Annotated in this window: 18 protein-coding genes; 16 read left to right on the top strand and 2 right to left on the bottom strand. The window is 55.6% G+C overall.

Annotated elements, in window-relative coordinates; translation table 11 throughout:
* Nucleotides 1-22 precede the first annotated feature (22 nt).
* The 6 genes from SD425_RS00850 (at nucleotide 23) to SD425_RS00825 (ending at nucleotide 7,499) form a co-directional block, all read left to right on the top strand.
* Nucleotides 23-1,189 carry a 2-isopropylmalate synthase gene (locus SD425_RS00850; protein ID WP_324674419.1) on the top strand — a complete coding sequence of 389 codons (1,167 nt, stop codon included), beginning with the start codon at nucleotides 23-25 and terminating at the stop codon, nucleotides 1,187-1,189.
* An 86-nt stretch (nucleotides 1,190-1,275) separates the two neighbouring features.
* Entirely contained in the window at nucleotides 1,276-2,706 is a 1,431-nt protein-coding gene (gene leuC / locus SD425_RS00845; protein ID WP_324674417.1) for a 3-isopropylmalate dehydratase large subunit, read from the top strand.
* Between the two features lie 65 nt (nucleotides 2,707-2,771).
* Nucleotides 2,772-3,368, top strand: coding sequence for a 3-isopropylmalate dehydratase small subunit (leuD, locus tag SD425_RS00840; protein WP_324674415.1), 597 nt, complete (start codon nucleotides 2,772-2,774; stop codon nucleotides 3,366-3,368).
* A complete protein-coding gene (gene leuB, locus SD425_RS00835) occupies nucleotides 3,356-4,474 on the top strand; it encodes a 3-isopropylmalate dehydrogenase (protein ID WP_324674413.1) in 1,119 nt (372 codons plus the stop codon). The genes leuD and leuB overlap by 13 nt, the downstream gene beginning before the upstream one ends.
* Before the next feature lie 572 nt (nucleotides 4,475-5,046).
* A complete protein-coding gene (locus SD425_RS00830) occupies nucleotides 5,047-6,279 on the top strand; it encodes a glycosyltransferase (RefSeq protein ID WP_324674411.1) in 1,233 nt (410 codons plus the stop codon).
* Between the two features lie 233 nt (nucleotides 6,280-6,512).
* A complete protein-coding gene (locus tag SD425_RS00825; protein WP_324674409.1) occupies nucleotides 6,513-7,499 on the top strand; it encodes a cation diffusion facilitator family transporter in 987 nt (328 codons plus the stop codon).
* Here the strand turns inward: SD425_RS00825 and SD425_RS00820 are convergent, their stop codons facing one another.
* The gene (locus SD425_RS00820) at nucleotides 7,500-8,261 is read right to left on the bottom strand and encodes a TerC family protein (RefSeq protein WP_324674407.1); all 762 of its coding nucleotides are present in this window, start codon (nucleotides 8,259-8,261) and stop codon (nucleotides 7,500-7,502) included.
* Nucleotides 8,262-8,545: 284 nt separating this feature from the next.
* Nucleotides 8,546-10,660 carry a M13 family metallopeptidase gene (locus SD425_RS00815; RefSeq protein ID WP_324674405.1) on the bottom strand — a complete coding sequence of 705 codons (2,115 nt, stop codon included), beginning with the start codon at nucleotides 10,658-10,660 and terminating at the stop codon, nucleotides 8,546-8,548.
* Nucleotides 10,661-11,461: 801 nt separating this feature from the next.
* Between SD425_RS00815 and SD425_RS00810 the strand changes: the two genes are divergently transcribed.
* The 10 genes from SD425_RS00810 to SD425_RS00765 all read left to right on the top strand — a co-directional run bounded on the left by SD425_RS00810 (nucleotide 11,462) and on the right by SD425_RS00765 (nucleotide 24,996).
* Nucleotides 11,462-12,268 carry a polysaccharide biosynthesis/export family protein gene (locus SD425_RS00810; RefSeq protein WP_324674403.1) on the top strand — a complete coding sequence of 269 codons (807 nt, stop codon included), beginning with the start codon at nucleotides 11,462-11,464 and terminating at the stop codon, nucleotides 12,266-12,268.
* A gap of 47 nt (nucleotides 12,269-12,315) precedes the next feature.
* Nucleotides 12,316-14,697, top strand: a complete 2,382-nt coding sequence (locus SD425_RS00805) for a GumC family protein (RefSeq protein ID WP_324674400.1) — start codon at nucleotides 12,316-12,318, stop codon at nucleotides 14,695-14,697.
* Between the two features lie 99 nt (nucleotides 14,698-14,796).
* The gene (locus tag SD425_RS00800) at nucleotides 14,797-16,404 is read left to right on the top strand and encodes a lipopolysaccharide biosynthesis protein (protein WP_324674398.1); all 1,608 of its coding nucleotides are present in this window, start codon (nucleotides 14,797-14,799) and stop codon (nucleotides 16,402-16,404) included.
* Nucleotides 16,401-17,630: a glycosyltransferase family 4 protein gene (locus tag SD425_RS00795; RefSeq protein WP_324674396.1), complete on the top strand. Its 1,230-nt coding sequence runs from the start codon at nucleotides 16,401-16,403 to the stop codon at nucleotides 17,628-17,630. Before SD425_RS00800 ends, SD425_RS00795 begins: the two co-directional genes overlap by 4 nt.
* 33 nt (nucleotides 17,631-17,663) lie before the next feature.
* Nucleotides 17,664-18,959 (top strand): O-antigen ligase family protein, encoded by a 1,296-nt coding sequence (locus SD425_RS00790; RefSeq protein WP_324674394.1) that lies wholly within the window; start codon nucleotides 17,664-17,666, stop codon nucleotides 18,957-18,959.
* A 27-nt stretch (nucleotides 18,960-18,986) separates the two neighbouring features.
* Nucleotides 18,987-20,015 carry a nucleotide-diphospho-sugar transferase gene (locus tag SD425_RS00785; protein WP_324674392.1) on the top strand — a complete coding sequence of 343 codons (1,029 nt, stop codon included), beginning with the start codon at nucleotides 18,987-18,989 and terminating at the stop codon, nucleotides 20,013-20,015.
* Nucleotides 20,016-20,098: 83 nt separating this feature from the next.
* Nucleotides 20,099-21,280, top strand: a complete 1,182-nt coding sequence (locus tag SD425_RS00780; RefSeq protein ID WP_324674390.1) for a glycosyltransferase family 4 protein — start codon at nucleotides 20,099-20,101, stop codon at nucleotides 21,278-21,280.
* A gap of 185 nt (nucleotides 21,281-21,465) precedes the next feature.
* Nucleotides 21,466-22,752, top strand: coding sequence for a glycosyltransferase (locus SD425_RS00775; protein ID WP_324674388.1), 1,287 nt, complete (start codon nucleotides 21,466-21,468; stop codon nucleotides 22,750-22,752).
* Nucleotides 22,753-22,796: 44 nt separating this feature from the next.
* Entirely contained in the window at nucleotides 22,797-23,636 is an 840-nt protein-coding gene (locus tag SD425_RS00770; protein ID WP_324674386.1) for a glycosyltransferase family 2 protein, read from the top strand.
* A gap of 139 nt (nucleotides 23,637-23,775) precedes the next feature.
* Complete coding sequence (locus SD425_RS00765) at nucleotides 23,776-24,996, top strand: hypothetical protein (protein WP_324674384.1); 1,221 nt, start codon at nucleotides 23,776-23,778, stop codon at nucleotides 24,994-24,996.
* Nucleotides 24,997-25,067 lie beyond the last annotated feature (71 nt).

Raw genomic sequence — 25,067 nt, 5'->3', positions numbered from 1 at the left:
GTAAGCAAACAGCAACAACACAATGACGGCTCAACGAATCCAAATCTTCGACACCACCCTACGCGACGGGGAGCAAGTGCCAGGATGCAAGCTAAACAGGGAAGAGAAACTTGTTATTGCCCGGCAGCTTGAACTGCTAGGCGTAGATGTTATCGAAGCCGGTTTCCCCGTTTCGAGCCCCGGTGATTTTGCGGCGGTGCACGCCATTGCTGCCCAAACCAAAGAAGCTACTGTGTGCGGCCTGACCCGGGCCGTTGAAAATGATATTCGCGTGGCGGCTGACGCCCTGAAGCTAGCCCGTTATCCGCGCATTCATACCGGCATTGGTACTTCCGAGCTGCATGTGAAGCACAAGCTCTGCTCGACGCAGGAACTCGTATTGGAGCGCGCCATTGCCGCCGTGAAGCTAGCTAAATCCTTCGTGGAAGATGTGGAGTTTTACGCCGAAGACGCTGGCCGCACCGATAACGTGTATCTAGCTCGCGTGTGCGAAGCCGTAATTAAGGCTGGCGCCACCGTGCTCAACATTCCTGATACCACCGGCTACTGCCTGCCCGAAGAGTACGGCGCCAAGATCAGGTTCTTGCGCGAGAACGTGAAAGGCATTGAGAACGTGACGCTTTCTACGCACTGCCATAATGACCTAGGTCTAGCTACGGCTAACTCCATTGCGGGTGTGGTACACGGCGCCCGGCAGATTGAGTGCACCATCAACGGCGTCGGCGAGCGGGCTGGCAACACGGCGTTGGAAGAAGTCGTGATGATTTTGCGCCAGCACCCTTACCTGAACCTCGATACTAATATCAATACCAAGCTGCTGACCGAAACGTCAACGATGGTGTCGCACATGATGGGTATGCCGGTGCAGGCCAACAAAGCTATTGTGGGTGCCAATGCCTTCTCGCACTCCAGCGGCATCCACCAGGATGGCGTGATCAAGCACCGCGAGACGTACGAAATCATTGACCCGCGCGAAGTAGGCGCCCCCGATTCGTCGATTGTCCTGACGGCTCGTTCGGGCCGCGCCGCGCTGGGTTACCGGCTGCAGAAGATCGGCTATGCGTTCAATAAAAGTGTGTTAGATCAAGCTTACGCTTCGTTCCTAGTGCTCGCCGACCGTAAAAAAGAAGTTGTGGACGAAGATTTGCACATCTTGGTTGAACAAGAAAACCTGGTTGCCGCAAGCTAGCCCGCAAGTAGTTGTAACGCGAAGCTCCAGCTTCGCGCCTCGTTGAACAATCATCGTTGCGACGACCTAGCCCAAGTCGTTCAACGATGCGCGAAGCTGGAGCTTCGCGCTACACCCACCCCATCATGGCACAGACTCTATTTGATAAGATTTGGGATGCTCACGTTGTGAACTCCTTCGGCGACTTGTCCGTCGTCTATATTGATAAACACCTCATTCACGAAGTCACGAGCCCCCAAGCTTTTGACGAATTGACTGCGCGCGGCCTGCCCCTGTTCCGCAAGGATCAGATGCTCGCTACGGCCGACCACAACGTGCCCACGCGCAACCAGCACTTGCCCATCGAGGAGCCGCTCTCCCGCTCGCAGGTAAACAAGCTTACCGAGAACTGCGAAAAGTTTGACGTGGAGCTGTACGGCCTAGGTCATGAGCGCCAAGGTATTGTGCACGTTATCGGACCTGAGCTAGGCCTCACCCAGCCTGGCATGACCATCGTATGTGGCGACAGCCACACCTCGACGCACGGCGCGTTTGGCGCTATTGCCTTCGGCATCGGCACGAGCCAGGTGGCGCAGGTAATGGCCTCGCAGTGCTTGCTCATCAGCAAGCCCAAGCGCATGCGTATCACCGTGGAAGGCGACCTACACCGTGGTGTAACTGCTAAGGATTTACCGCTTTATGTTATCTCCAAGCTAGGTACCGGCGGTGCCACGGGCTACTTCGTGGAGTACGCTGGCAGCGCTATCCGCAGCCTCAGCATGGAAGGCCGCATGACGCTCTGCAACATGAGCATCGAGATGGGCGCCCGCGGCGGCATGATTGCCCCTGATGAAACCACTTTCGCCTACGTAGATGGTCGCCCGTACGCTCCGCAAGGTGAGCGCTGGGAGCAGGCTCTTGCCTACTGGCGCACTCTATACTCCGACGCCGACGCCACGTTCGATTCGGAGTATCACTTCGACGCGCAGGACATCTACCCGATGATTACCTACGGCACCAACCCCGGCATGGGTATCGCGCTCAACGGGTTGATTCCGACTGAGGTAGCCAGCAACGAAGCCGTGAGCTTCCAGAACTCGCTCAAGTACATGGGCTTCGCGCCCGGCGAGTCGCTCTTAGGTAAAGAAATCAACTACGTGTTTATCGGCAGCTGCACCAATTCTCGCATCGAGGACTTGCGCACGGTAGCTAGCTACGTGAAAGGCAAGCACAAAGCTCAAAACGTGGAGGCCATTATCGTACCCGGCTCGAAACAGGTGGAGCAGCAAGCCATAGCGGAAGGCATCGACAAAGTGTTAGCCGAAGCAGGATTTGAGTTGCGCGAACCAGGTTGTAGCGCTTGCTTAGCCATGAACGAGGACAAGATTCCGGCTGGTGCCTACTGCGTTTCTACCTCGAACCGCAACTTTGAAGGCCGACAGGGACCTGGCGCCCGCACCTTGTTAGCCTCGCCCTTAGTGGCAGCTATTACGGCCGTGGAAGGTCGTATTGTCGATATTACGCAGTACCTGAACTAAATAACACACAGCCCCTAGGTGCCGCTCTCCGCGAGCAGGACCTAGGGGCTGCGGCTTTCTAGCATATGGAAAAATTCCAGATCCTTCGCACCACGGCCATTCCGTTGCCGATCGAGAATATTGATACGGACCAGATTATCCCAGCGCGTTTCCTAAAGGCTACGTCGCGGGAAGGCTTTGGTGAGAACCTATTCCGCGACTGGCGCTATACATCCGAAGGCACGCCTAAAGCTGACTTCGCGCTGAACAATCCGCGCTACGATGGCCATATTTTGCTGGCGGGCAAGAACTTCGGTTGCGGCTCTAGCCGCGAGCACGCCGCTTGGGCGCTGTATGACGCCAGCTTTAAGGCTGTTATTTCGAGCTACTTCGCTGATATCTTCCGCGGTAATGCCTTGAATACGGGTTTGCTGCCTTTGCAAGTAAGCGACGAGGTGCTACAACGCCTTTTCGACCAGATAGAACAAGATCCGCACACGGAGTTGGTGGTAAACCTACCCGAGCAAACGTTGACGGTACCTGCCTGGGGCGAAAGCATTCACTTCGACCTAGATCCTTACAAGAAGGAGTGCCTGATCAACGGCTACGACGACATTGATTTTTTAGTCAACCAAAAGGAGGCTATTGCCGCCTACGAAACCACACGCGCATGGGCATATTAAGAAAGAAAATTGCCGTACTGGCCGGTGATGGTATCGGACCAGAAGTCTGTCACGAAGCTATTAAGGTGTTGGATGCCGTAGCAGAGCGCTTCGGCCACCGCTTTACCTACGATTACCAACTGATGGGCGCCTGCGCCATCGACGCTACTGGCGACCCGCTGCCGGAGTCCACCCTAGCCGCCTGCCGCGCTGCCGATGCCATCCTGCTCGGCGCCATCGGCGACCCCAAGTATGACAACAACCCCGCCGCCAAGGTGCGCCCCGAGCAGGGCTTGCTGCGCCTGCGTAAGGAGCTAGGTCTGTACGCTAACATCCGCCCCGTAACGGCCTATGACATACTGCTACCCCACTCGCCGCTGAAGGCCGACCGCATTGCCGGCGCCGACATGCTGATCTACCGGGAGCTAACCGGCGGTATCTACTTCGGCGAGAAAGGCCGCACGGAAAATGGCGCCTTCGACCATTGCACCTACACCCGCCCGGAGATTACGCGCATTTCGCACCTAGCTTTCCAATCGGCCCAGAGCCGCCGCAAAAAGCTGACCTTGGTAGACAAAGCCAACGTGCTGGAAACCTCGCGCTTGTGGCGCGAAGTGGTGCAAGAGCTAGCTCCAGCCTACCCCGACGTAGCCGTGGATTACTTGTTCGTGGATAACGCCGCTATGCAGCTCATCTTGAACCCCAAACAGTTCGATGTGATGCTGACCGAGAACATGTTCGGTGACATTCTCTCGGATGAGGCTTCCGTAATTGCTGGTTCCTTGGGTCTGCTGCCCTCCGCTTCGGTGGGCGACAAAGCCGCGATGTTCGAGCCTATCCACGGCTCGTACCCACAGGCCAAAGGCCGGAGCATTGCCAACCCGATTGCCACTATCCTGTCCATCGCCATGATGCTGGAACACTTCGGTTTGCAGGAAGCCGCCAACGTGGTGAAAGATGCGGTGCAAGATGCCCTCGCTCAGAATGTGTTGACGCCTGAGCTGAATCCGACGTCGCCTTCTACTACGGAACAAGTCGGAACGCACATCGCGCAATGCGTGCTAGGTTTTCCCACCTCACAGCTTCACCGCGACAATATTAAAGCGGGTATGAGCACGATTATCTAAGCTCTTTCTTGCTTGATACAAGCAAAGAAGCCCCTCCACTTAATACGTGGAGGGGCTTCTTTTTTAACGTTGACTTGTGTAGCGCAGGCTCTGAGGCCAGCACTACCAGGCACTATTCAATTAACTAATGACTGCTAAAAGAGCAGTTGTTTCAAACGACCTACAGGCACTCGTACAGCATCGTATGGCTGTGTCTTACAGTATGTCTACCACTCGCACCTTATCGTATAGTATGTACAAATATGAATTTTTATATTATTTTTTATATACTTTCGTTGTCAAACTTGTTCTCTCATCATTCCTCGATTTTTAGCTGCAGTAGAAAAGCTAGCCCCACAGCTATGCTTCCTTCATGCACAGGCCACTTACCCCGCTTCATTACTTTACCCTGAATAAAATGTCTTTTTCAAAGGCAACCTAAATTGCGCACAAAAGCCTTCAGGATAGCATGTTATCTTACATAACTCATTGATAATAAACGAGCAACAGGCGTAACTAACGAAACAAGTAGGTTTGATCAGTATATTTACCAAGCCATAACACACCAGCAGTCCCCTCTTACCCTTCCGTTTATGAATATTGTTTTCTTTGCTCATCCAGATTTTCTGGAGCATCAAAGCATGCCTAGGTTTACCCGGATGCTAGCAGATGGAATGCAAGAGCGCGGGCATGCAGTGCAGGTATGGGCTCCGCAGCCCATCTGTTCTCGCCTTCCCGGTCCAGGCTCGCTGAAGAAATGGTTCGGCTACATTGACCAGTATGTGTTGTTCCCCTTCAAGGTACGGCAGCGCCTAAAGAAGAATCCCGCCGATACTCTTTACGTCTTTACCGATCATGCACTTGGCCCCTGGGTGCCGCTGGTTGCCGACCAAGCGCATGTTGTTCACTGCCATGATTTTCTAGCGCAGCGCTCCGCCCTAGGCGAGATACCCGATAACGCCACGAGCTGGTCAGGGCGCATTTATCAGCGCTACATTCACCGCGGTTACTCTCAGGGCAAGCACTTTATCTCGGTTTCGTACCGCACCAAGGAAGATCTGCATGCCTTTGTGTCTTCCCCGCTCACGTCCAAGGTGGTTTACAACGGCCTTAATCAGAAGTTTAAGCCGAAAGAACCTACGGAAGCCCGGGTGCAGCTCGGCAATCGGTTGAAGCTCGACCTCACTAGCGGTTATTTGCTGCACGTTGGCGGCAACGCCTGGTATAAAAACCGGCTTGGCGTTATCGAGCTATATGATGCTTGGCGCGCCACTTCTACCAGCCGCCTGCCGTTGCTGCTCATCGGCGAAATGCCTTCGCAAGCCTTGCAAGACAAGCGGCTCGCTTCTGCTTTCCGCGATGATATCCATTTCTTCTCGGGCGTGGAGGACACCTACGTGCAGCTAGCTTACGCTGGGGCCACGGTCTTTCTGTTCCCCTCCTTAGCTGAAGGCTTTGGCTGGCCCATTGCCGAGGCTATGGCTTCCGGTTGCCCCGTAATTACCACCGATGAAGTGCCCATGACGGAAGTAGCCGGGGGTGCTGGCTTTCTCATCCCGCGCCGCCCGCACGAGGCCGCACAGGTAGCAGCTTGGGCGCAAAACGGAGCCCGCACCATTGAGCAAGTCGTTGGACTAACGGCAGAAGAACGCAAAGACGCCGTGGCGGCTGGCGTTAGAAGCGCGCAACGCTTCGACCCCGTGCTGGCCATTAATAGCATCGAAGACACCTACAAAACCATCATCGAAGGTCCCCGGCCCAATACGATACCACTTGATAAGTATTCTATGAAAGCCTCGCCGAATGAATACCAGTCAAACGCCTGAAACCTATAGGAAAAGCAACACTTTTATAGCATTCGCTGAGCAACAGCCACTCACCTAGCTCTGGCGCGGTGCTTTGCTCGGCGTATTAGTCAGCATTGAGGACAGCAAAGCCACGCGGTACCGGGTGGCTTTGCTGTTTTTGTGGTGGCTCAAATGGTAGAAACTTCATCGAAACGCGCAGGCTATCGTAGTAGGCAAGAAACGCATCTCCCTGCCTCTAGCTTACTTGCGCCTTGAACGATTCGCCGACCCAACCCTCCTCGAAGCAGCCATCGTCCAAAACGGCGATTTTCGGAGCGCTAGCCGCTAACCTAGCTATTGCCGTTATCAAGTTTGCGGCGGCCATCTTTACGGGCAGCTCGGCTATGCTGTCGGAGGGCATTCACTCAGTAGTGGATACCGGCAATGAATGGCTTCTTCTGCTTGGCCTAAAGCGCAGCCAACGGCCCGCCGACGAGCGGCGCCCTTTTGGCTACGGCCGCGACTTATACTTCTGGTCGTTTGTGGTGTCTATCTGCATTTTCGCCATTGGCGGCGGCATGTCGATCTACGAAGGGATAGAGCACCTGAAAAACCCGAGCCCCATTACCGACCCCACCTGGAACTACGTGGTGCTAGGCCTAGCTTTTTGCTTTGATGGCGCTTCCTTTCTATTAGCTCGTCGCACGTTCAATGCCCAACGCGGACGGCAAACGTTCTGGTCGGCCTTCCGCCGGAGTAAAGACCCAGCAACCTTCGTGGTGCTATTCGAGGATACCGCGGATCTGCTCGGGCTCATTGTGGCCTTTTTGGGCGTTTTCTTAAGCCATCAACTGCAGAACCCCTACCTCGATGGCGTGGCCTCGCTCGTCATCGGAGCAATACTGGTGACCGTAGCGGGCCTGCTGATTCGCGAAAGCCAGAGCTTGCTCCTAGGTGAAACGGCCGAACCCGCCCTTCTACAGCAACTCACCGTGCTGGCTCAGGCGACGCCTGCTATCCATCGTGTAGCAACGCCTATGACTACCTACTTAAGCCCCGAGGAAATCTTGGTTGTGCTGCGCGCCGAGTTTCACCCGGAGCTGTCGGCCGAGCAGGTCACGCAGGCGGTTGCCGAGCTTTGTACTACTATTCAAGCCCAGCACCCGGAGGTGAAGCACCTATTTGTGCAGCCTACTTTCCTCTCCAAATCACCCGACAGCGTGACTTCAGCACCAGCCATTAGCGCCGAATCGAAATAATTAGGAGGGTAGATTATCCTGCCGGGGAAATAGGTAAGCCCACGCCAGTGGTACCAAGAACATGGACACGGTGAGGACGGTCAGCCCCACATCGGCGGCATAACTACCTAAGAACTGGCTGAACGGATGCCGGGGCTGGAAGTGCTCAAACAACGAAAGCAGCAGTTTGAGGCCGAGCAAACCAATAACCAGGAAGGCCGCAACCTCCAGAAAGGGGTACTTCCCCATTAGGGTCACGAAGGCTTGCGCAACCAGGCGCATAGCCAGAATGCCGATAAACACGCCCACGCACACCAAGATCAGGTTATCGGTGAAAGCAACGACAGCAAAGACATTGTCGATGGAAAAAGCTAGGTCCATTAGCTCAATGAGCGCCACCGTGGCCCAGAACTTTCCGAACAGGCCTAGGGTCCATTTGTATACCCAGCTTTTGCCCTTATCGGGAGTTTCGTCGTGGTCAGCTTTCTTTGCTTTGAAGTAATCGTATGCTAAGTACAGCAAGTACAAGCCGCCCAGTGGTTTAAGAAACCAGAACGTAATTAGGTAAGACGCAAAAGCAATGCATATGGCCCGGAAGACATATGCCCCAATGATGCCGTAGCGCAGCGCCTTGTAGCGCTGGTCGCGGGGCAAATCGCTCACCATGGTAGCCAGAACGGCGGCATTATCGACGGAAAGCAGGCTTTCAATGATGATCAGGTTGCCAACGATAGCAAGCGAGGGCAGCGGGTGCGTCAGAATATCTTGAAGGTAAACGTTCATGCAGGAAGCTGATGGCCGCTGAGCCCCGGTGGCTCACAGCCGCAAACTCAACAGGTGTAGAAAGGGCTACGTACCGCTAGCATTTCGGTTCGCTAATGGCATGCAACAAAGAGTTGATGCAGGCCTGCCGTAAGGGGCAACTACGTATTCGCAACTGTAAACATAAAACGGCGACCCGCCTTATCCATGCGAGTCGCCGTTTTTACTGCAATTTTATATGTACGTTGCTTGTACCCTAGGTTACCTCAACACCGGCATATGCCAGCAAGTGGCTGCTAGCTAGGTTACCAGATTTTAGCGCGGTCGGCGGTGGCCCGCACCATTTTCTGTCCCTCTTTGCAGCTGAAGGCCTCGTAAAACTCCGGCATGTTCATCAGCGGCCCGATGGTGCGGTACTGGCCCGGCGAGTGCGGGTCGGTAAGGATTTGCTGGCGTAAGGCTTCCGGGCGAATATTGGTACGACGGAGCTGGGCCCAGCTTAGGAAGAAGCGTTGCTCGGGCGTGAAGCCATCGTAGAGCGGGCGTGGGTTGTTACCGTATTTCTTCTGCAAGTGCTTTTGCAGCGCGGCATACACAATGGTGAGCCCGGCAAAGTCAGCTAGGTTTTCACCCATCGTGAGCTTACCGTTTACGTGCACCGAATCGAGTGGCGAGAAGGCGTCATACTGGCGGCCAACAACATCCGTGCGCTTCGTAAACTCGGTAGCGTCGGCGGGCGTCCACCAATCCCGCAGGTTGCCTTCGGCGTCGTACTGCCGGCCTTGGTCGTCGAAGCCGTGCGTCATTTCGTGGCCCATCACGCCCCCAATGGCGCCGTAGTTCACGGCGTCGTCAGCGTTCGGATCGAAGAAGGGTGGCTGCAAGTACCCCGCTGGAAATACGATTTCGTTGAGTGGCGGGCTATAGTAGGCATTGATGGTGGGTGGCGTCATGCCCCACTCGGTGCGGTCGATGGGGCCGCCGTACTTCTTCACATTCTGCTTGTACGACCATTCTCTGGCGCTGAGCACGTTCTTCAGATACGACTCGCGCGTAATGGTCAGGGCGGAGTAGTCTTTCCACTTATCCGGGTAGCCAATCTTCACCCGAAGTGCATTCAGCTTTTTCAGGGCTTCGGCCTTGGTGGCGTCGCTCATCCAGGTGTTGCTCTGGATGTGCTCGGCCATCGACGCCTTGATGTTGCTTAGCATGTCCAGTGCTTTCTGCTTGGCTTCTGGCGAAAAAGCCTTGTCCACGTAGAGCTGACCAAACGCTTCCCCTAGGGTGTTGTCGGTGGCTGCTAGCATGCGCTTCCAGCGGGCGGGCTGCTGCTTGGCCCCACTCTGCACTTGCGCAAACCGAAAGGCCTCGTCGGCGTAGGCGGTAGGCAGCGCTGGTGCTACGGAGCTAACCAGCTGCCACATCAGGTAGGTTTTGACGTCGGTTAGCGGCTCGGTCTTGAGCAGCGTATTCAGCTCCTTGAAAAAAGCCGGCTGCCCGACGATTACTTCCTGGGCAGCACCAAGTCCGTTTTGGGCGAGCATAACGGGCAGACCAACTGCCGGAAACTGAGCATTGAAATCCTTCAGCGTCATCTTGTTGTAGTTGGCGTAGGGGTCGCGCAACTCCACTCGGCTTTTGCTAGCTTCCGCTAGCTTAGTTTCCAACCGAAGCACGGCAGCGGCTTTCTTCGCAGCCGCCGCTTCGGTGTCGCCCATCAGCTTGAACGTGTTGGTCATGTAGGCCACGTAAGCCGTACGCACCGTTTTCGAGCGCGCGTCGTCTTTCAAGTAATAGTCGCGGTCGGGCATGCTCAGGCCGCCTTGCCCAAGGTTCACCGCATACACGGTGCTGTTTTTACGGTCTTGCCCCACGCCTGCTCGGAAGAAAGCGCCCGTGCCCAGCGCTTGCTCGTGTGCTAGCGTCGTTTGCAACGTTTTCAGGTCTTTGATGGCGTTGATGCGGTTGAGCTCTGGGGTAAGCGGCGTCAGACCAGCTTTTTCAATTGCTACCGAATCCATGCCCGAGGCGTAGTAGTCGCCTACTTTTTGCGCATTACTTCCGGCTGGCGCGTTGGTAGCAGCCGCAGCATCCTCCAAGATTTGTCGCAGCAAAGCTTGCGTGCGGTCACTCAGTAAGTTGCGCGGCCCCCAACTTGAGGCATACGCCGGCACGGGGTTGTTTTTAAGCCAGTTGCCACCCGAGTATTGAAAGAAATCATCGCAAGGTGACACTGAGCGGTCTAGGTCGGCCATATCAAGGCCCACGCCTTTCAGCACGGGCCCTGGGTTAGCCGCAGTTTGGCTAGGTGTCGCGCTGGTCGTTGCGCTTTGGGGTGCCTTGCCCGTGCTTGCGCAACCAGTCAGGGCTAGGCTAGACCCTGCCAGAGCGGCCCAGAAGAAGGAATGGAAGTTATTCATGGAGTTAGCAACACCGTTCAGAACGGAAGACAATACTCGTCTATAAGAATAAGGAGGAGTACACTTAAATGTCGGTAAGTTACTACCTAGGTTGCTTCTCTTGAGCGGTAGTTAGCAATAGATTCTTCAGATCTATGCTGGCCCTCCTACTCGAGAATGCAGGATTCTCCGCAAACCGACTCTGTTCCTTAGCCCGTATATCTGTCTGCTGCATGTAGTTGCGGCTATAAAGTGAGGGCACTCTGTGTTGATTTGCAAGCATTCTTCGTGCGCTAACTGTTCGGGTTGCTCGTTTGTAAAGGAGTCAACAAGCTCAACACAGGTAGCGCGTTTGAACAGCTAGGTGGTAGCGTTTGGTCACTGCGCGTTGTCTCGATTCTTTGTTCTCCGTAGCCATTGAAATAGGCTGCGCTTGCATCCTAATTGCTATTTTGTTGATAATCAGATAGCATTAAATATTAATTTATATAAATCTATAACTTTTTCAACTTATTCTTGTTGTTTCTCGTACGGGTTGTCGTTGATACTCGGTGTCATCAACCTATTTCGCTTCTTCATTCACTGGATAAACAGCCCTTTCTGCTCCACCATGTTCACACACCTTGCAGCTCAGCCCAGTATTAAATTTTCATTAAACAATGACTGCATTAAACAATACAGCAAGCAAGTACAAGTTAATTGTAGATTATTTTAATTAACATAAAGCTATACAACTTACCTTTGAAAGCCCTAAATTCACTGACAGGCCCTAAACAAGTGCGCCAACGCACGCTGTTAAGGAATTCGTTACCAGCTGCTTCCATGTTGTTTTCTTCACATTGCGGGCGGCGAAATCCTTTGCTAGGACTGTTGTTCGCCCTTTTGTCGCTGCTAGGGTTGGAAGGCTGCATAACTCAAAGCAAACTACCCTATCTGCAGGGTGCTAAGTATTCTACAGAAACTCCAACAAACATCGATAATGCTCCGCCCGCTTACCATATTCAACCTAATGACGTGCTCAGCGTCCGCGTGCAGAGCGCCCAATCCTCTCTTACAGAACAATTTAACTTAAACGGCACTCAATCAATCTATTCTGGTGACCCAGGCACTTTGTACTTGTCAGGTTACCCAGTAGATGAAGCTGGCAACGTGACCCTCCCCACAGCTGGCAAGGTTTCTGTGCGCAATCTGACCATCGAGCAAGCACAACGAGTTATCCAACAGCAAGTAACGCGTTACATCCGCGACGCCAATGTGCTGGTCAAGCTGCTTAGCTTTAAGATAACCGTGCTAGGTGAGGTACGCACACCGGGTCGCTATTTTATCTATAACCCGCAAGCCACTTTGTTGGAGGGGCTAGGCATGGCCGGCGACCTAACGGAATTCGGCAACCGCAAGAATATTAAGCTTATCCGCCAAACAGCTAAAGGCTCGGAGGTAGTGCTGTTGAACCTAACTGATCCTAAACTACTCCAATCACCATACTACTACCTCCGTCCAAACGATGCGCTGTACGTAGAACCGCTACGCGCCCGTGCGGCCCGGGGCAACGTTACCAACCTAGCCCTCGTCTTTTCGGGCATCTCGGCGGTAGTGCTGCTACTGACCTTTGCCCTCGACAAGAAATAACCCCACCGCTGTTCCGCTACCCTTTCTTCACTCTCTAATTCGCTAGTATGGAATCGCGTCATACTGCTTCCGATGAAATTGACTTGCATGAGCTGTTTTTTAAGCTCAGCAAGCGTTGGCCTCTTTTTCTAGCTTCTGTACTGATAGCTGGGCTTTCTGCCTGGATGTATCTGCAAGTGAAAGCCCCTACGTACGATTTTCGCTCTACGCTTCTGATTGGTAACCAAAGCACCGGCTCCAAGCAGGCACAGGAGCTCCTGCAACTACTTGACCCGAAGGACAAAGGCATGAAGCTGGAGGACGAAGTAGGCTTGCTTACTTCTACCGACATGCTGCGCCGCACTCTCACGCGGCTGCCCTTCGCGGTATCCTATTATACCGTGCCCGACTCGTGGCTGAACTCGGTGAAGAACCTGCAAGTGCGCGAGCAAGCTATTGGCGGCGTACCCTTTCGGGTGCTGCCCGTGCCTAATAAGCCACAGCTCGTGGGCGTGCCGATTTACGTGGAGCCGCAGCAAGACGGTCGTTACCGGGTGCATGCTGATATTAAGAAGGGTGAACTACACCAGCTAGCTTCCGGCGAACTGGTACGCGAAGTTCTAGGTACGCAACTCGACCAAACGGTGCGCGCTGGCGACACCCTCCGCAGCCCGCTGCTGACGGCCGTTATTGCACCCGAGCCTAGCTACCCAGCCATGCCAACGAAAGAGCGGTTCTTCTTCAAGCTGCAAGACATGCCTAGCTTGGTAGGTGATTACCAGAACCGCCTGAAAGTGAAACCCATCGAGCACGAGTCGCGCATCCTGGAACTCGCCACGCAGGGCTCAGTACCCAGCAAGGAAACGCAGTTTCTGAATACGCTGATGGCAGTGTACGTGGAGGAAGACCTTAACCAGAAAAACCAGATTGGTCGCAAGACCATCACCTTCCTCGACAACGAAATCAATAAGATTGCGCAGGCTCGCCTCAGTGCGGCGGAAGCAGTTAGCTCATTCCGAGCTTCGGCCGGGGTGGTAGATGCTACTGCACAGTCGGGAGCCGGCATTCAACGCCAAAGTGAGCTGCAGTCGGCACAGGCTCGCTTGGCTACCAACCTGAAATATTACCAGAACATGATCGGGTACATGCGCAGCCGCCGCGCCGCCGGTCAAACGGCTTCGCCTAGCACTGCTGGTATCGAAGATCCGGCTATCCTAGCGCTGGTGCAGCAACTTGCCAAGCTCAACGCAGAGCGGACGTCTGTGGCGCTCAACGCTACTGCTATCAATCCCCAGTTATTGAGTTTGGATGAGCAGATTGTTAATACCAAGGAGTCGCTGATCCAGACCCTAGCTAACCTGATCCGCACGGCCAATATCAGCTTGAGTGATGTAAACCACCAGCTTGCCCAGGTGCGCACGCAGATCAGTCAGATGCCAGAGAATGAGCGCCGCCTAGCGGCTCTCAGAACCCGCAGTGACTTCACCGACAAGAACTACAACCTGTTGGTAGAGAAGCGTAACGAAGCAGCTATTGCTTTGGCTACCAACAGTACTGATAAGAAAGTAGTTGATCCGGCCAAGCAGAACGGCATCGGTCCATCGGCACCCAAGCCTGGTTTAGTAGGCCTAATTGCTTTGTTGGCGGCCCTGGCCATCCCGACGGGTATTGTGCTGCTGAGCGACAAAACCAACCGTCGCATCCAGAGCAAAGACGATCTATCGAAAGTAACCAACATCCCGTTGCTAGGTGTGGTACCCCATGGCACTAGCGCCGACAAGCAGTCGATGCTGCACGATCCGCGTAGCCCCATCTCAGAAGCTTTCCGCTCGATTCGGGTGAGCTTGCAGTATCTATCTACTGGACCGGATAAGCGGTTTATCGGCGTGACGTCGTCGGTGCCGGGCGAGGGCAAGACCTTTTGCACGGTGAACCTAGCGGCCGAGCTAGCCCAGGGAGGCCGCCGCGTCATCTTGTTGGAGTGCGACATGCGCCGCCCTACGATGGCCGGTTACTTCGGCATCGATACGCGTCGGGCGCACGGCCTAAGCACTTACCTGGCTGGCACGAGCACGTTGGAAGAAGCCCGCATATCCACTGACGTGCCGAACCTAGATGCTGTGTGCTGCGGCCCAATTCCGGAGAACCCCACACAACTGCTCGAAAGCCGGCGCCTAAGCGACCTGATGCAGCAGCTGCGCGAAGACTACGACTACGTGCTGGTCGACATTCCACCCATGGGCTACGTGGCTGAGTTCTTCGTGCTACTACGCTACCTCGACGCCAACATTTATGTGGTGCGCCAAAACTACACCGACCGTGGCTTGGTGAACCAGATCAGCGAACTGCACCGCGACCAAAAGGTGAAGCAGATTTATATGATTATCAACGACGTGCATTTTGCCCAAACCTACGAGTATCGCTACAAGGGCAAATCGTCGATCTATTAGTGTTATTACTCCGGACCTGCCATCCTCCTCTTTTCGCGCGCAGGTCCGGAGCTCCCGCTGTTCACACACCTTTTTTGCGCCCTTTTATCTCCTTATTCGATGAGTACTATTGCTAGCCCTAAAAGCCTTACGTCGGCGGCGGTTCGCGGCGTACAATGGACCACCGCTGCCTCCGTGGCAACGGCGCTTATGCAGATTGGCTACACCGCCATTATGGCCCGCTTGCTCGACCCGGCGGCGTTCGGCTTAGTGGCCATGGCAGGTGTGGTGCTCCGCTTCGGCACCTACTTCGCCGAGATGGGCATTGGTCATGCCATCGTGCAGCGGTCTACCATCAGCCAAGACGACGTGCGCGCCTCCTTTACCGCTTCCTTGGGGCTAGGTGCCGTAGTTACCGTCCTAGCTTGCTTGCTAGCGCCCTTGGCTACCTTCTTTCTGAACAATGAGGCGGTGGTATCGCTGGTGCGGTTTCAGTCGCTGGGCTTCGTTTTCGTGGGCCTCGGCATGACGGCGACGAGCTTGCTGCGCCGGGAAATGCGCTTTGAAGTACTCGCCAAAATAGAAGTAGCGGCTTATATCCTTGGGTACGGTGGTGTGGGTGTTACCCTAGCCTGGGCCACGAGCAAGGGCTTATTACACATCGGAGGCGTTTGGAGCCTCATTGCGGGTACTCTCGCTCAGCAACTCTTAGTAGCCATCATGAGCTACTTGGTCGTGCGCCACTCCATGAAGCTCATCTTTAAGTGGAACGCTTACAAGCAGTTGCTGGGCTACGGCAGCCGGGTTTCAATTATCAGCTTTCTAGAGTTCATCAATGGCAACCTCGACACCATGCTTATTGGACGGTTGCTAGGTCCGGTGCTGCTGGGCATTTACAACCGCGCTTACATGCTGCTGTATCTGCCCATGTACTTCCTGACCAACAGCTTGGCGCGGGTTGCCTTCCCAGCGTTTAGCAAAGTGAAGGATGACGTAGCGCGTGTGCGTTCGTTGTACCTCACTAGCAGCACGTTGGTAGCCACGGTAGTAATGCCGCTGTGCGCGGGAGTAGCCGTAGCGGCGCCCGAGCTGGTCGAGATGCTGCTAGGTCCGCGCTGGGCTGCTTCGGTGCCGATTCTGCGCGTGCTGTGTATCTCTATCCCGCTGAGCATGACCACACTTTTCGCCGGAGTAGTAGCCGATGCTCGCGCCAACCTACGGCAGAAGATTATTCTCAACATCGAGTTTATGCTTCTGCTGGCTAGCTTGTTCGGGTTGCTCCGCAGCTTTGGCTTGGCCGGTATTGCGGCGGCTATTGGCACCGGTGAAGTGGTGCGAACTTTCCTCTACATGCGCATCACCCACAACGATATTGGTATTCCGTATCGTCGGCTGTTTGCCATCTATGTACCGGGACTGATCAATGCGGCGGCGGTTGGCACTGGCCTCCTAGTCGTGTCGCTGCTGATTCGTCCACTGCACCTACCAACGCTGGTTACGCTCTTAGTGCAAATGCTGACGGGTGCCATCGTGCTAGGTGCCGTGGTGTTGCGCTGGCCCTCACCCGAGCTCCGCTCGCCACTCCAACAGCTCTTATCGCGCCTTCAGCAACTGTCGGTGATACCGGCTGCTGGGCGGGCGCTGCTGCTTCGCTACGAAATGTTCTTGGAACGACGGAAGGCATTGCTCTTCTCCTTCGATCCGCTTTCTAGCTCTATGCCTTCATGAATATCCTGCTTACTTCACTGATTGTTCCAACGGCACCGTCGGGAGTACGCGTTCATTATGAACGCCTTGCCTCCCTGTTGCGGGCACAAGGGCACACCGTTACGCTAGTGACGCAGGATAGCCTGCGGCCCGTGGTGCGCCGGGTAATTGGGGTTGTTCGTCGGGGGCTAGGTATGGTGTTTGGCAAGCAGATCGGCATTGAGCTAACCCAGGCGGCCGAAATCTTCTTTGCCATCGACCGCTCGGCCCAGTATGATGTGGTGAATGCCCAGGACGTGAGCAGTGGCTGGGCCGCTCGCCTCGCATTGCGCGACCAAGCACCTGTCGTTGTAACGGCTCACTTCAACGACCACCCAGCCGAAGAGCTTATTCATCAGCAAGGATTTACGGGGCTCACCGCCCGCTTTTTGCACCGCTGGTACAACTTTCTGCTCAGCCGCACGCGCTTCTTTATTGGGGTTTCTGACTACGTGCGGCGGCGCAGCCTACCTTGGCTAGCTTCCGATGCCCGCCATACGGTGGTGTACAATGGCCTCGCCATGAACCAGCCGCCCCAAGTGCCCGCACCCACCACGCCCGACCTGCGCCAGCAATTTGCCGGTCGGCCAGTGATCTTGAACGTAGGGCAGCTGGAGGCGCGCAAGAACCAGCGCTACTTGGTGCAGGCCGCAGCCGAGCTCAAGCGCGGACAAACAGACTTTGTGCTGGTGCTGGTTGGTCAAGGGGAGGATGAAGCGCTGCTTCGCCAGATGATAGCTGATGCCGACCTAAGTAACCACGTCTTTCTGCTCGGCTACCACCGCGACATCATGGCCCTGCTCCGCTCCGCCGACTTGTACGTGCACGCCGCTTTGCGCGAGAACTGCCCCTTGGTACTGATCGAAGCCATGGCAGCGCAGTGTCCGGCCGTCGCGCTGGCCGTGGGCGGCATCCCGGAGCTGCTAGCCGATACCCCCGAAGCCTTGGTCCCCGTCACGGCGGCACCTAGCGTGATGGCAGAGCGGCTACAAACCTTGCTCAGTTCGGCAACCAAACGGCAGGAGCTGCAACAACGACAGCACGCCCGGGGCGAGAAGCACTTCGACGCCACCGTGATGCTGCAAGATACCCTAGCTTTTTTTGAATTAGCCCGGCGCGGCACATCGGCCAAGTCGGAGGCTACGACCACTGCGCCTTCTATCCCACCCACCTTCACAGGTACCCTTTCCACGAAAGAGCGCGTTTGAGTAACGGCTGCCCTTTCTACAGCGTCTGGTGTCATGAAAATCCGTTTAGACTTTCTCCGAATCTTGCCCATGCTGGCGGTCTTCTGCACCTGCTCAGTGTTCTGGGAATTCCTTTATGGCTCCATGGTCGACCAAGAGCCAGAGCAGTTGAAATACCTTAACTACGCCCTGCTCGGCGGTGGCTTAGCCTGCGTTATTCTCTTCTGGCGCTACATGCAACCCATTGTAAAGAAGTGGTTCTTGGCCTGGGTCTGTGTTATTGTGTGGCTGGTGCTGGAGTCGTACGCGGGGTGGAATTCATGGCTCGTGTACCCGCACGTGTTCAACAAGTTCTTCGTGCTGCTCATCACCTTTGGCCTCTACGCCTTTCACCGGCGCTACGGCATGCCGCCTTTCTCGCAGTTGATCAACGTGCTGGTACTGGTGCTAATGGCAAACCTATTGATCTTACACCGTGATTCACTGAGCCTGAATGCTTTCGTAGAGAATGAGCGCGGCTTCAACTCCTCCTCAGCTTATCTCCTCGTGATAGTAGCGCTGTTCTTCCTGAACCGCTTTTTGCTGCGCAACTCTTTCACAGCACTGCTAATTTTCTTCGTCTGCATGCCGCTGATTGTGTTCTTGCAGCACCGCTCCGTCTGGATTGCCACCATCATTGCCGTGCCCGTCGACTTGCTGTTGCTGCGCCTAGCTAAGACGACGCGCTTCTCGCCGGCCAAGATGATTCTGCTGATCGGCTTGCCGGCCATCCTAGGTTCGCTGGGCCTGACCATGATTGTGCTGAATAACCCGGAAGTGGTATCGCGCTTCGAGCAGAGCATCGACGACATTGCCAACGCCGATAAGCAAGGCACGGGCAGCTGGCGCCTCAAGCAGATCGAATCGTACATCCCTTTGGTGCAAAAGCGCCCCATTGCCGGCTGGCGCCTCGAAGGCTTCGACGTGCCGATGCAGTTCTACGACCCCAGCAGCGACGCCCCTATGTGGCCCGACCACACCGGTCATCACTTCCACAACTTCTACCTCGACCGCGCCTTCTACTTTGGCATCCTAGGTATCCTGCTGGTGCTGTTGGTACCGTTTATCAGCGTGGGGCGTCGCCTGCTTAAGTCGCGGCGCATGGATTCCGATACGGCGGCGCTGGTGGCCTACTTTGGCAGCCTTATTGTCTTCGGCACTTCCTACGATTGGTCCACTTATCACTTTGGCTTGCTAGGCCTGATCATGGCGGCGGTGGCAGAGCCCGTGCCCGCGCCGCCGGCGCTTGACCCTGCCGTGCCCTTTATGCCGGAGCCGGAAGCCCAGCCGTCAGCTTTGATACCTGCTTAATTCTCCCTTCGCTAACTCCGTCGTCCTATGCCTCAGTCTTCCACACCGCAACCCGAGGCGGCTCTGCAGACTCCGGTTCTTCTACTCGTTTTCAACCGTCCTGATACCACGCGCCGGGTGTTTGAAACCATCCGTCAAGCGCGCCCCACACGACTCTATGTAGCAGCTGACGGTCCGCGCGCCAACCGCCCAACCGACGTCGACCAGTGCGCCGCTACCCGTGCCGTGGTGCAAGAAGTGGATTGGCCCTGCGAGGTTTTTACGCTGTTCCAGGAGCGCAACCTGAACTGCGGCATTGCTCCCATTACGGCCATCAATTGGTTCTTCAGTCACGAAACGGAAGGCATCATCCTGGAAGACGACTGCGTGCCGGCACCTAGCTTCTTTTCCTTCTGTCAAGAATTGCTCGCCCGCTACCGCGACGATACCCGCGTGATGCACATTGGCGGCAACAACTTCGGCTCGGAAGCCCAAGAGCCGCTGACGCCGGGTGCGCCCTCCTACTACTTCTCTACGCAGCGCAATAGTTGGGGGTGGGCTACCTGGCGCCGCGCCTGGGTGCTCTACGATTACAACCTTACCGGCTTCCAGGAAGCGGTAAAGACCGGTGCGCTCGACGGTATGTTCACCAGCCCCTTGGAGAAGCGCTACCGCTTATCGAAGATGGCCGCGGTGTTGCGCCTACCTCAGCCCGCCGACGTCTGGGATTACCAGTGGGAATACACTATCGGGATGAACTCGGGCCTGTACATTGTGCCGGCGGTGAACTTGGTAGGTAACATCGGCTTCGGTAATAACTCGACTCACACCCACGACGACGGCGATATGATGGGCGCAGTGCCTGCCCGTGACCTAGCTTTCCCGCTGGTGCATCCGGCGTACGTACGGCAGGACCGGCAACGCGACAGGAAACGCTTCAACGAATTTCTGCGCAGCCGGGTGTCGGCCATTATGCGTCGCCTCTTCGCTGGACAAAAACCTGTGGCCTCCAACCTCCAAAGCCCCACCACCAAGCCCAAAGCCACGGCCGAGCAACCTAGCCCGGTGCTGAGGTAGAGTCCTACTTAGGCTTCGCCGTTATCCCACGCAACCTGCGAGGGCTACGAACGTACCAGTCCTGAAAATATTAGAACATAACAATGTTTATCGGAATAGTAGCGCCTATTGCAACGAGTGACTTGCTACCGGAATCGGTGTGGCAGGGCAAATCGTATCCGCAAGGGCGCGCCGGAGCTCCCCTCATTAGCAATCTGATCAAGGAATATATTCGGCGCGGACACAAGGTAGTCGCTATTACCATCGACGAGCAGATGGACGACGACAAGCCGCCCTTCGTGCACGAGGAAGGACAGCTAACCTATATTGTGGCGCCGTGCCGCAAGCGCACCTTCCGCCAGAATGGCAAGCGAATCGGTCGTAATATCGATTTCTATCGTTTCGAGCGCAAGCAGATGCTTGCCTTGCTACGGCAGTACAAGCCCGAAGTGGTGCACGCCCACTGGACCTACGAGTTTGCCCTCGCCTCGCTGGCTTACAACCCCAATACCATCACCACCGTCCACGACAACGCGCAGGTGATCTTCAATTACGTCCGGACGCTGAACCGCTTTTTCCTGCTGCTCATGGCGCGGTACGTATTCCGCAAGGGACGCTGGTTTACGGCCGTGTCGCCTTACATGGCCGAGTCGGTGCAGCCCTGGACGCGGAAAAAGGTGTTTGTGGTAGCTAACCCCGTCGTGCTACCCGGCCCGAATCTTGAACCTAGGCCCTCGCCAGACAAGCCCATCATCAGCATTGTCGTGAACGGCTGGGACGACCGCAAGAACTCCAAAATGGCCCTTCTCGCATTCAAAGAAATTCAAAAGCGCCACCCGCAGGCCGTGCTTTGGGCCATGGGCACGGCCTTCGTGCCCGACGGGGATGCCGTAGATTTTTGCCGCGAGCATGCCATAACCAACGTCGTGTTCTTCGGCCCTACCCCGTACGACAAGGTACTGAGGAAGATTGCCCAGAGCACCATGGTACTGCATACCTCGCTAGAAGAATCATTCGGCATGGTACTAGTGGAGGCCATGAGCTACGGCGTGCCGGTGGTGGCGGGCAAGTACAGCGGCGCCGTGCCGTGGGTGGTAGAAGACGGGGGCTTGCTGGTCGACGTCAGCAACCTCGACGAGATAGTAGAGGCTAGTCACCAGCTCCTGTCTGACCAGGCACTATACCAGAAAATTTCTCACCGGGGGTTGGAGGTTGTGCAACAACGTTTCCCTATTCAAAAAATAGCCGACGAGTACCTCGAATTATATCAGAAATACGGCCTGTAGAGTTGCGTTTACGCCGCCCTTACTCCTACTACCACTTTGCACATCTTTGTGCACTTAGCATTTGTTCGAAAACAAAGAAGTAACACCTAGCTAACAAAAGCTAGACACTTGATTAGCAAGAAGAACTATATCTTTATCTTACTACTTAATTGCGCCGCGTAGCACTCCCTCAACGCACTATTATTATGAAGATTCTCACATCAGCCTATGCTTGCGACCCGACCCGGGGTGGCGAGGAAGGTTTTGGTTTTAACTGGGCTTGGCAAACGGCTCGGCAAGGCCACTTTGTACGATGCTTGACGCAGCCGGTTGGCCGCCCCAACATAGAAGCATACCTAGCCGACCATGTGCACGATAGCACCACCAGCCGGCTCCAGTTTGAGTACGTTGCCGTGCCGAAGTGGGTAGATTTTCTGGCCCGGTGGCAGTTTGGCATCTACCTGCATTACCTCGTATGGCAGTACCTAGCTTGGCGCACCGCCAAACGGCTCGAGCAGCGCACGCCCTTCGACCTGGTGCATCACGCTACCTATGGTAGCCTACAAATGGCCTCGCGGCTGTGGCAGCTAGGCAAGCCGATGATCTTCGGGCCAGTAGGCGGCGGGCAACAAGCACCGAAAGCCTTCCGGGCATACCTACCCAACTGGTACAAAACCGAAATTCCGCGCACCTTCATGAGTTGGCTATTGGTCACGTTTGACGCCAACGTGCGGCAGAACTTGCAACAAGCTTCTGTGGTACTGACCACCAACCAGGAAACCGCAACCCTAGCCAAAAACCTAGGTGCCCAACGTGTGGAGCTTTTCCTCGATTCGGGCCTGCCGGAGGCGTTCATTCCAGATCAGTTTCCCGAACGTCAACCCGCCGCTGAGCTGCGCTTGCTCTGGCTTGGTCGACTAATCAGTCGTAAGGCCCTGCCCGTGGTGCTTGCCGCTTTGGCGCAGGTAGATCCGCGCGTGCGGTTTCGACTAACCGTGGTAGGCGATGGCCCCATGATGCCGTTGCTGCCTGGCCTTATTCAGCAGTACGGCTTAGAAGGTCGCGTGACGTGCCTAGGTACCTTGCCTTGGAGCGAAGTGCGCCACGCCTACCTCACACACGATGCCTTCTTTTTCACGAGCCTTCGCGACTCGTTTGCAGCGCAATTTCTGGAAGCAATGGCTACTGGCCTGCCCATCATTACCCTGAACCACCAGGGCGCTCGCGACTTTATTCCGGCGGCAGCAGGGCTGAAAGTACCCGTCACGACGCCTGAGGAAACGATTGCCGCTCTGGCCCGTGCCGTGGAGCACTTCTACGACCACCCGGCGGCGCGTGAAAGTATGGGTCGCGCTGGGTATGCATTTGCGCTAACCCAAACGTGGCCCAAACGCGTAAACCGACTGCTTCAGCTGGCTGCTGAGATAGTGCCAGCGCCCGCTCCTATTCCTACTCCCCGCCCTCAACCGACTTCCTACCCCGTTCCGGGGTAACCTCTGTTTCTAAAGCACGGGCTTTCGGCCCCTGATTTACGCCTATGTTGTACATCATTATTCCCGTTTTCAACCGTAAGCATTTCACCCGCGAGTGCCTGTTGTCGCTACGCAAACAAACCGATCAGCGCTTCCGCACCGTGGTAGTCGACGATGGCTCTACCGATGGCACTGCCCAGATGCTGGCCGACGAGTTTCCGGAGGTAGAAGTGGTGACGGGCGATGGTAACTTGTTCTGGACGGCCGGAGTGAATGCCGGTATCCGTCGGGCCTTGGAGCTAGGTGCCACCCGCGTAATGACGCTCAATAACGACGTCGTAACCGAGCCAACGTTTGTGGCCCAGATGCTAGCCGACGCCGACCGCCATCCTACCGCCGTGCTAGGAGCCTTAGAGCTGGATATTGCCACCGGCAAGCCCATCTACGGCGGCGAGCGGCTCGACTTCCGCACCAATACCCGGCGCGATCTGCTGGAAGAATTGAAGCCAGAACAGTTTAAGGGGTTGCACCCGGTGACGTACTTGCCGGGCCGCGGCTTGCTCATTCCCAAAGCAGTTATCGAGAAGATCGGTTTGTTCGACGAGAAGCGTCTGCCGCACTACCTCGCCGATTTCGACTACACCAGCGTAGCTCGTCGCGCCGGCTTCCCTGTGTATTGCAACTACGACGCGCGCCTCAGCACCTATCCCGACGAAAGCGGCCAGACCCTAACCCGCAAGCAGCGCAGCTTCAAGGGCTATTATCAGCATCTGTTCGGTATTCGCGGCGGCGGCAACATGGTCAATTTCACGCACTTCGCGCTAAAGAATTGCCCGAAACCCTACCTGCCGTATTTCCTGCTCAACGGCTACGCGCGCCGGGTGGTCGGCTACTTTTTGCACTAACTTAGGCTTATGATTGGTATGATGGCGGTTAGCCGACCTCGTAATAGCCGACGACCAGATCTGCTGACCTAGCTTAGGTAGTTGCCTAACAGACGCCTGTTAGAGGTAAGTCTTGACTATTAAGCTTCTACTTCACTTCATGACTACTCTTACCGGCAGTTTGCTCTGGAGCCTTATAGCTTGGGCGCTCAGTGCCTGCACGTCGAGTGTGGCGAAGGATGATCATACCATCGTCATCGACAAGGGCGGCACTTACTCGGGCACCTACCGCAGCTCCGACTCTTCGGTACCCTGTATCCGTATTGCTACTACTGAGCCGGTTACCCTAGAAAACTGTACCCTAGCTGGTGCCGGCGATTTGATTCAGGCGCACACCGACGGCGCTGACCTCACGGTGCGTAACTGCCGCGGTTATGGGCTTGTACCCTCTGTCGGGGAGCAAGCGCGGGGACGCTTCATCGACATTGCCAAAGCCAAGCACCTAACCGTAGAGCACAACTACCTAGCCCAGACGACTGGCATTGTGGTATACCGCTGGAGCGGCGACGGCTCGCCCCAGCAAACCCTGACCGTCCGTTACAATCAGATTCGGAATATCGACGGGCGCTTTCGCGACAATAGCGGCAGCACGCGCAGCAGTTTTTTGCTGCTGAACACCGTGCAAAACGTGGCGGGTATTGAGGTAAGCTACAATGAGGTACAGAACCTTCCCGACGAAAGCGGCGTGGAAGACAACATCAACTTCTATAACTCATCGGGTACGGCCGAAAGTCCCATCAAGGTGCACGACAACTACGTGCAGGGAGCCTACCCCTACCCTGCCACCGCCGAGCACTTCACCGGTACGGGCATAACCACCGATGGCGACGCTACCACGGCAGCCACCACGACGGCTTATCTAGAGGCTTACAACAACCAGTTTGTGAGCACCTGCAACGCGGCCATGAACATTGCCGCCGGCCACGACATCTACTACCACGACAACCGCATGGTGACGAGTGGCTTATTACCCAACGGCACTAAGCTTAAAGCTACATACGCGGCTACGGCTGTATTTAACTACTATAAGCAACCTAGCGCGACCTTCTTCAACAACCGCGTCGTCCATAACACAATCGGGTATGTTCGGTGGGGTTCGGCTGTACCATACCCTGACCGCCACGATCTTAGCACAGACAACTGCGCTACCTGTACGGGCACGACCCACCTGCCCAATCCCATTACGCTACAGTCTGAAAAGCAGGAGTTCACCTTCTGGCAGCAAAAGCTACGGCGTCACCGCGTCTACGTAGGCCCCAAGCCCGTTGGCACATCAGGACGCTCCAAAGCGACGCCTGCTGTTCAATCCTCCCGCTATTAATTCATTGGTTGATTAACTCAGCAGCCCCTCTTTTCAAGTTATACTTATTGAGGGTGGGGCTCCAGTCCTAT

The sequence above is a fragment of the Hymenobacter sp. GOD-10R genome (assembly GCF_035609205.1).
Lineage (GTDB): Bacteria > Bacteroidota > Bacteroidia > Cytophagales > Hymenobacteraceae > Hymenobacter.
This window is presented reverse-complemented; position numbering and strand designations above follow the sequence as displayed.